The sequence below is a fragment of the Streptomyces sp. NPDC059534 genome, from assembly GCF_042743475.1.
Taxonomy (GTDB): Bacteria; Actinomycetota; Actinomycetes; order Streptomycetales; family Streptomycetaceae; genus Streptomyces.
On record NZ_JBHWAQ010000085.1, the window covers coordinates 1 to 6499 of the forward strand.

The 6499-nt window shown below is 69.0% G+C and carries 4 protein-coding genes; 1 reads left to right on the forward strand and 3 read right to left on the reverse strand.

All coding sequences use genetic code 11. The annotated features are described in order from the left end of the window. The first annotated feature begins 345 nt into the window (after positions 1-345). A complete protein-coding gene (locus ACFVZH_RS39315) occupies positions 346-642 on the forward strand; it encodes a hypothetical protein (protein ID WP_384905316.1) in 297 nt (98 codons plus the stop codon). A gap of 489 nt (positions 643-1131) precedes the next feature. On the opposite strand, the gene fxlM is transcribed toward ACFVZH_RS39315, so the two are convergent. From fxlM to ACFVZH_RS39330, 3 genes are read right to left on the reverse strand one after another with little or no spacing between them, the layout of a single operon-like run. Beyond that, positions 1132-2361, reverse strand: coding sequence for a methyltransferase, FxLD system (gene fxlM / locus ACFVZH_RS39320; RefSeq protein WP_384905330.1), 1230 nt, complete (start codon positions 2359-2361; stop codon positions 1132-1134). After that, entirely contained in the window at positions 2343-3482 is a 1140-nt protein-coding gene (locus tag ACFVZH_RS39325; protein ID WP_384905318.1) for a lanthionine synthetase C family protein, read from the reverse strand. Before ACFVZH_RS39325 ends, fxlM begins: the two co-directional genes overlap by 19 nt. Then, on the reverse strand, positions 3479-6451 hold the full coding sequence (locus ACFVZH_RS39330; protein ID WP_384905320.1) for a lantibiotic dehydratase: 2973 nt from the start codon (positions 6449-6451) through the stop codon (positions 3479-3481). Before ACFVZH_RS39330 ends, ACFVZH_RS39325 begins: the two co-directional genes overlap by 4 nt. Positions 6452-6499 lie beyond the last annotated feature (48 nt).

Below are 6499 nucleotides of genomic sequence, written 5' to 3' on the forward strand. Positions count from 1 at the left end.
AGGATCCAGCTCCGGCCCCACCTGATCGACGGCTGCCTCACCGCCACCGGTCTGACCCTCGTACCACCGACCCCACCCTGAAAACCTCAGTAGGAGGAATGCCTCCGCCGCCCCAGGCTTCCACAGCTCGGACAGCGGGGTGGCGGGCCGCACGCGGCCACCTCCACCAGCACGACCTCTGGATCCGCAGTCAGCCGTTCCAGTTCAACATCGACTCCGGGAAGCAGAACATCCTTGATCGATCGGAGAGCCACCCCCAGGTCATCCCGCAGCGAAACGATCCTGCATGCACCCCGCCGACCATGAACGTCACGGAACTCCGGTCAGAGCCTTGAACCTCCCCAGGTGTTGCTCTTCAGGTTCCTCACCCAGCTCAGCGACAGCACCGACGTCTCAGTAGTGGAAGCTGTCAGAACGCTTCAACACGAGGGTGACTATGCCGTCGGCGCTGACTTCGTCGGCGATGACCCGGTGCCAGACGTCAACGACCCCGACCCACGGGACCTCGACCTGGACGCGGATGTCGTCGCCGAGCATCCAGGATCCGAACCGGGCGTTGGGGTGGTCGATGATCTGGATCTGAGGGATCTGCAGGGCCCTGGTGCGGCCGGCGAGTTCGGCGCGGCCGCGGTTGGCGAGTGAGGCAGAGGAGGCGAGGGCTGTCCCTCGACGGCCTTGAAGCTGCCCCGGAAGTCGGCGATGCTCGCAATCCGCGGGGTGACCTCCACCTCTGCGGCCACGACCCACACGTGGGAGAGGTCGCCCTCCTGCACCGGGGCAGGCGGAGCCGGCGGCCCTTTTCGGGTTGGACTCGTAGAGCGTCCTCGTCTCCGCCTTCTCTACGGGCAGGGGCGCGGGAACGCGCTCACGGCGGGGCTTGCGGGTAGGCGCCGCCGTTGTCTCCGGCTCGAGCCAGGCGAACAGGCTGTCCTGCAGGTGGGTGCGGTTGGTCTCGGGCGAGAGGGGAGCTGTCGCGGTCGTCACCGTTCCTCCGGTTCAATGCGGGGGTTGACATAAAGACCAACCCCTTTTCATCTCACGAACGTCAACGGCCGTTTTCTGTTACACCTTCGCCGTCACCTCATGCCAGTGGGCGCCATCCCTGACAGGGGAGGGCGCCCACACGGCGAGTCAGTACGTCAGCGTGAGCTGACTCTCCGGCTTGCTGATGACGTGCCCCGGTTCGGCCGCCTCGGATTTCGCAGGGGTGATGGTGAGGTGTGGAACGGCGGTCCGCGCCGATCCCCAGGCTTCGATGTGTGCAACGAGTTCCTGGGCAAGCTTTTCGGCGTGCGGGCCGTATGCGGCCGCGCCGAGCTGGTGAGGTCGCTGCGGGTCGACACCTTCGCGTCGCACGATCATGTAGGCGAGTGAGTCGCCGTCGACCAGGGCCGGGCTTCGGACGGGCACCACCGGCCGCAGCACCAGTTCCTGGGCCAGCGCATCGGGCTGTACCTCCAGGCGGCAGATGCGGTCGTCGCTGGCGGTGGCACGCAGCCACACGCCATCGAACGACTCCTCACCGCCGATTCGTTGCTCGGACATGACCACGGTTCCAGAGGTGGCGGTCAGGCTGGCGCCGAGCGTGTCCGCATCCACGTTCTGGTCCTCGTCGTGAATGATGCGGATCGTGTCGTCGGCGTTGAGCGCCGTCGTCTTCTCGCTGTCCTGGCCGATGATGGGCACGAAGCCGCACAGCTCCATCCCGTCGGAGATCAGGGTGTCGCCGCGGCGGGTCAGGGCCACGGACCGGGTCTGACCGCGCCAGCGCAGGGGGAGAACGAGGCGGCCGCCGTCGGCGAGCTGCTGCCACCAGGTGGTGGGGACGTCCCAGAGCCCGACGGTGGCGATCATCCGGTCGTAGGGGGCGTTTTCGGGGGCGCCGATGAGTCCGTCGCGCTCGATCACCTGGACCTGCTGGTAGCCGGCGCGGTCGAGCATGGTCCGTGCGTGCAGTGCTACGTCGGAGTCGATGTCGATGCTGGTGATGTGGCCGGTTGCGCCTGTGAGCTCGGCGAGCAGGGCGGCGTTGTATCCGGTTCCGGCGCCGATCTCCAGGATGTTGTCTCCGGGCTGGACGCCGAGCTGCCCGAGCATCATCCCGACGACGGACGGTACCGACGCGCACGACAGGGGGAGGGGTCCGCTCGGGTTGTCCTTGATGGACACGGCACGGTCGGCGTAGGCGTCGGGGAGGTCGATGCCGGGGAGGAACGCTTCCCGGTGCACCTTGCGCATCGCCTGTTCGACGGAGGCGTGCAGGCGCACGCTGTGGAGGATCCCGTCGACGAGACGGTCGCGGAGCTCGTCAACGGTGGGGGTCTGGCTCAAAGGTGGTCCTTTCAGTTCAGAAGGAGGCATGTCTCCCACCCCACGTCGGCGGGGCGGGGGGTGCTGAGGGTGTGCAGCGTGAGCAGAACGCCAGCGCTGCCGGTGAGCAGGCCCGCGCCCTTGGGTATCTCGTGCCGCACCAGGTGCGTGTGGAGGCGTTCGCGCAGGGCCGGTAGTGCGCGGGCGAGAGCGGGGCTCTGCGCATCGGAGGCGATGCGGTCACAGGTCAACAGCAGACCGGCCCAGCCGTGGCAGAGCGTGATGTCTTCGAGCTCGGAGAGCTGCCGGGCATCGGTGATGGCGCCCAGGACCGCGTGCTCGGCGAACTGGCGGACCGACTTGTTGCGACGGGCCAACCCGGCGAGCTGGAGAGCGCGGGCAATTCCCGGGGCGCCGTAACACCACGAAGGGCGCCCCGGCGCCGCGCCGCTAACCGGCCCCCGCAGGAAGTCATGAAGCGGAAGCAGTTCGGGCCAGCCGATGGTGCCGCCAGCGGTGGGCTGCGCCCAGGTCGTGAGGAAGTCGATGGCGGTGTCGATCGCGCGGTCCTGGCCGGTGACGTTGATCCCGGCCCGGCTGGACAAGGCGAGCAGGGCAAGCGGACCGGGCATGCCGTGCGCGATGCCGTAGTTGGCGTGTCCTGTTCGGAACGTGTTGTCGTCGGGGACTCCACGGGGGCCGTCGCAGGTCCACCAGCCGGGAACCTGGTGGCCTGCCAGGGTGAGCGGCTCGGTGAGCAGCCGCACGAGGTAGTGCAGGACCGCTTCCAGCGCGGTGTCGTGTCGGCGTTGCAGGAGGTAGGCGCCGAGCCCGGTGAGTCCGCTGATCAGGTCGTACTCGGCCATCTGTGGGGGACGCCCGCTGTCCATGCGGCGCTGCGCGGTCTCCAGGCGTGTCGCGATGATCGATGCGGCCTCCTCGTCCAGCTTGGCAAGGGTGCGTGAGCTGGCCGGCTGGGCGAAGTGCAGGGTGTAGGCGGCGGCGGGGACGCCGCGGTAGAGGCTGGCCTGCTGCGGGTGCGCGGTCAGTGGCTGGGCGGTCATGGCCTGCACGGCAACACGGGCGGCGGCCCAGGTGCCGTGGGCCTGGGCGGTCACCATGTGGAGCAGTGCGTCACCGGCGAGGCCGTTACCGAGGTCGTCGTGGCTCACGCTTCCCCCAGGGCTTTCAGGTTCCGACATGCCTGGCGGGCGGTGTGACGGGCGGTGGCCTCGCTGGCACGGTCGGGCCCCGCCAGCCGGTTGTGCAGCATGTGCAGCAACGCTTCAAGGCCCTGCTCGACGTGCTGCTCGCCAACCTGGGACCGGTAGGTTCCCAGCGCTGCACGGCGCTGTGCCACGGCTACCGCCAAGCGGGGCGAGGCATTCAGCAGCCGTTGCTCGCGCACCTCGTGGACGGTGAATCGGGTGGTCTCCGGGCGCCCCTCACCTCGGTGTACCGGGGTGGTGGCCATCCAGGAGCGGCCTTTGCGGGTACCGAGGAACCCCTCGGCGAGGTCGATCATGCTGAGTGCGCACAGCACCTCCCTGTTCAGGCGGGGCAGGTCGGTGAGCGCGAAGCCGGCCAGGACGCTGTCGGCGACGAACACCTCTTCGGCGGCATCCATCGCGGTGCCGGTGCCGTAGCGGCCGATCTCGGGCCGGTAGCTGTCGAAGACGAGGTGAGAGGCGAGCCGATCCGCGACGAGCCGCTCGGTCCAAGCGGCTACCGCCTCCGCGGTGTTGTGACCGGCGGGCACGCGGATGCGCAGGTGATCGTTCTCCTGCACTGACCGGTAGCGCACGAACCATCCCTTCTCTGTGTGCAGGGTGGAGAGAAGGCCGGGCAGGCGGTGCGTGATGATCTGATCCATCGCTGTGGGGTGCGTGAATACCTTCGCCTGGACCCACCGACCGGTGGTGGCGGGGTGCGCCAGGTCCTGGTTCGTGACCAGCGGCGCGTTCGTCACGTCTGGGTGCGGCAACTGGGGGCCGGTCGTCGCGAGCGGCACGGTGATCTCGTGGGCGTGGCCGAGCCACCTGAGCTCGTCATCGGAGGCGGCCTCTGTGAGCACGGCGGACGTGTGCCGCCGCAGGTGGTGGTGAATCAGATGCGCGTGGGCCGGTTCGGCAAGGTCGAGGGTCACGGTCCGGTCGTCGTCGTGGAGTTCAATCCGTGCCGGGCAGCGCCACACGGCGGCCCAGTCGGTGAGCGCCGCGTGCCACTCCTTCGTAAACGGGCCGGCGGGAAGCGAGGCTGCGGACAGTTTCCAGCGTGCCGGAGCCAGGATCGATCGGCCGTAGCGGACCCGGGGAAGCACGGGCAGTGCAGCAGCGGCCGGGCCCCAGTCGAAGGCGGTCCAGGCGGTGCCGGCCGCGCGCCCGAGCATGGCCAGAAACCGGGCCAGGGGCGGCGCCTGCTTCTCCATGGCGAGCGGATGAAGCACCAGGGGCTCGACGACGCGCCGGCGGGAGATGCTCACTAAGTGAAGGTGCTCGCCGGTGGAGAGCACGGCCAGGTCATCCACGGTCATGACATGTTCGGCCGGCTCTCGGTGCTCGCCCACGCTGAGCACGTGCGGCAATGCGGCAGGGATGCGAGCGACGTTCTCCGCGTGGGGGAAGGTCGGTGCGAAGGAGAGTTGGACGGGCAGCGCCCCTTGGACCATGGTGGGCAGTCTCCCGTACAGGTCTGACAGTTCCGTACCCAGAAGCTGGGCGAACCGCCCCGACAGCACGCCCGCGGTCCAGGCGGGACGCACATCGAGCAGGAAGTTCCCGCGGTCCAGGGCGTAGGTGTCTGTCGCGCGGATCCGGATCCCCAGTTCGACGTGGGGTGCCACCACTCCCACGTCGGATCCTTCGGCCAGGTCGTCGATGTCCGCGTTCGTGAGGACGACCTCGTGGTCGCCCGTGACGACTGCGTGCATGGCCTTCGCCGCGAGTTTCTCGTCGCGGGGCAGGACCGTGGGCGGCGTCTGTGGCCATAAGGACATGGGGTAGTCGGCGGGGAAGCCGAGGCCGGCGGCAAGGTCTACAGCCTCGCGGACCGGGACGAGTGTCCCAACGCCGTACCGCTCCCAGAAGTGCGTCGCGAACGTCGCCCAGGCAGACGAGCCACCGCGGGTACGGGTCAGGCGGATGAATGCGTCCGCTGCGCGCTCAGCCTCGTTCAGGACGCGGGCGGGGACGCGAACCTGGGCATCGAGCCGCAGGTCGAGGGCGATCCGGCTTCGGCTGGAAGCAGGGGTACGGCGCATCAGGTCATCAGCGGTCTCGCGCAGTTCGCGCGCCGCGAGCCCGGTGGTCTGGTTGTGCGCGGCGAGGGTGCGGGTGATCTGCCCGAGCTGGGCGAGGACGTCCCGGGTTGACGCTTCGAGCTGTCGCCTGTGGGGGACGAGGGTGCGAAGGAGGTGGCCGGCGGGGTCGTCGCGGGTCATCGGCGCGGCCAGGCTGCTGGTCAGGTATCCCTCGGCCAGGGCCTGCGAGATCAGCCCCTGGGCCTGCTGAGGCGTACCACCTGCGTCGGCAAGCATTCGCATGAGCTGCGAGCCGGTCGTGGGCTGTTCGGTCGCGTCCAGGAGGACGGCCATGGGACGACCGATCCTGGTGCTGGCAATGCGGCCGCCGGAGCGCGGCACCGTGAGGGTGTCGCCATGGCGGACGGCCAAGTCGTTGATGCGCACCGTCAGGAACGGCAGCACGTCGGGCCGGCCTTCGAGGTCTCTGCGCACATGGTCGACCCACAGAGTGTCGGGGCGGCCTACAGCTTGGTGGTCTGCACCGATGATCGAAGCGGCCGAGCCTTCGCGGGCCGTAGCTACGCCGGCAAACAGGCCGAACGGTGTCGGCCGTCCAGTGGCGCGCAACACGTAGCCGGCGATCGAGGAGGTGGCTTTCTGGATCCGCTTGGGGTCGACCTGGTCGTCGACGAGGATCCGTTCCACACAGGCGACCAGTTGCGGTGAGGCAGCCCGGAGCGCGGTGACGAACAAGTCGCAGTTCCACACGCTCGCCAGCCAGCGCCGGGAGGACTCCGGTGAGCCGATCGCGGGCCAGTCGACGGGTCGGGCGGCAACGGGCAGAACAGCAGCGCGTAGGACCAACGCTTCGCCGAATCGGCGGTAGATCGGTTGAACCACGGGTTTCGCTCCTCTCTCCGTGTGGAGCGTGCGGGGGCGGGCCAGACG

Bases quoted from the DNA above. Each gene is read 5' to 3' on its own strand.
- fxlM (WP_384905330.1), bottom strand. From the start codon at position 2,361: ATGCCTCCTTCTGAACTGAAAGGACCACCTTTGAGCCAGACCCCCACC.